The following is a 1776-nucleotide window of genomic DNA, read 5'->3' as shown; positions in this document are numbered from 1 at the left end:
AGAAGACACTTGTGTCTACATTGATATTTAGGGTCTGTCAAAACTCACCGGTCAGGTGCGGCTAGCTTGGAAGCCGCTCCTTTATGCGTATTCTCGTATTGTATCAGAGCTATGCCCAAAAGTTGGTGACGGTGTGATCAGGCGGCGTTTTGAAGTTGCTTGATCCCGTCTTTGAACTCAACCCCTTGAATGACTTCCGGCAGTCGATTTGTGCCACTGAGCTTTCGCCATTTCTTCTTCGCTGACATCATCAGCTTGAAGACCATGGACATGGCGGTGTTTCGGCTGAGGCACCCCGTTGTCTTTCGGGTTCGGTTGCGCACGGTGGCGAAGACACTCTCGATGGGGTTCGTCGTACGGATGTGTTTCCAGTGTTCAGCTGGAAAGTCGTAGAACATCAGCAACACATCGCGATCCTTGGTCAGTTTCTTGACCGCGCGCTCGTATTTCACGCCGTAAGTTTCAATAAACAGATCGAAGGCCGCATTGGCCTCCTTCTTTGTCTCGGCCATCCAAATATCCTGCAGCCCTGCCTTAGCCTTTTCATGCATTGGCTTGGGCATCGCGCCGGTGATGTTTGCCATCTTATGAACCCAGCAGCGCTGTTCTTTCGTTGTGGGATACACGTCCCGCAGTGCGGTCCAAAAGCCCATTGCGCCGTCCCCACAGGCCAGATCCGGCGCAATCGCCAGCCCTCGTTTCTTCAGGCTCCCAAGAAGGTCTCGCCAGCTGTCCGCATTCTCGCGGAACCCGTCCATGATGCCAAGAACATCCTTGTCCCCATACTCATCCGCGCCAATAATAACCAACATACATTGACGATCATCATCTAAGCGCGGATTGAAATAGACACCATCCGCCCAGATGTAGACGTAGCGTTTTCCTGTCAGATCGCGCTTGCGCCACGCTTCATACTCGTCCCACCAAGTCAACTTCAGCCGCGTGATCGTCGAGGCCGACAATCCATCCGCGTCAGGCCCTACAAGTGATGCCAGCGCCTCGCTAAAGTCTCCCGTCGAGATGCCTTTGAGATAAAGCCACGGCAGAAGCTCTTCTACAGACTTGGCCTTGCGTAAATACGGCGGCACAAGCGAAGAACTGAACCGGATCTTCGCACCATCCGCGTTTGCCCCACGGTCGCGCACCCGAGGAACTTGGACCGCTACCTTACCGATCCCGGTCATAACTTCCCGCTCTGGCAGAAAACCATGGCGCACCAGACGTTGGCGGCCATCGTCGTCCAAAAGGTGCGCATGGCCCTTCATAAATTCCGATACCTCCGCTCGTACCGCAGTCGCCAAAAGCTCCTGCGCACCCGCGCGTAGAAGATCCGTCAGCGGGTCAGGTGAAAAATCGCTTGGTTTTACAAAGTCGATAACTGTATTCTTGGTCATGTGGCATATCCCTTTCTCAATGAGAATTGCGGCGTCCTAACAACGCCATGATATGCCGCCCATCTGGGCCGTCACCAACTTTCGGCTATAACTCGTTGTTTCATCCGTCATATGCGATGAATGTAACCAGTCCCATGACGCGAAGGTTGTCTATGAGGGTTCACAGTACGGATATTATTGCCATGATCTTGGCTTTATATCGAAACCACGTTCCACACTGATCGCGGCACACCCAAACCTAAAGGTGTTCGTCGCGCAAATTGCAGAAACCCTTAAATGTAAGCGACGCAAATCATCGCCCTTAAACAAGGACACATGGCGCGTTGGGGCGATTGATAGCCCAACAGGTGACATTCTGCTTTACCTTCATCCAAGCTTGCAG

The 1776-nt window shown here is 52.9% G+C and carries 1 protein-coding gene; it reads right to left on the bottom strand.

Annotated elements, in window-relative coordinates:
* Positions 1-137: 137 nt before the first annotated feature.
* Positions 138-1394 (bottom strand): IS256 family transposase, encoded by a 1257-nt coding sequence (locus WBC85_RS02270; protein ID WP_424433057.1) that lies wholly within the window; start codon positions 1392-1394, stop codon positions 138-140.
* Between the last annotated feature and the right edge of the window lie 382 nt (positions 1395-1776).

The sequence above is a fragment of the Planktotalea sp. genome (assembly GCF_049680325.1).
GTDB lineage: Bacteria > Pseudomonadota > Alphaproteobacteria > Rhodobacterales > Rhodobacteraceae > Planktotalea.
This window is presented reverse-complemented; position numbering and strand designations above follow the sequence as displayed.

Bases quoted from the DNA above. Each gene is read 5' to 3' on its own strand.
- WBC85_RS02270 (WP_424433057.1), bottom strand. From the start codon at position 1,394: ATGACCAAGAATACAGTTATCGACTTTGTAAAACCAAGCGATTTTTCA.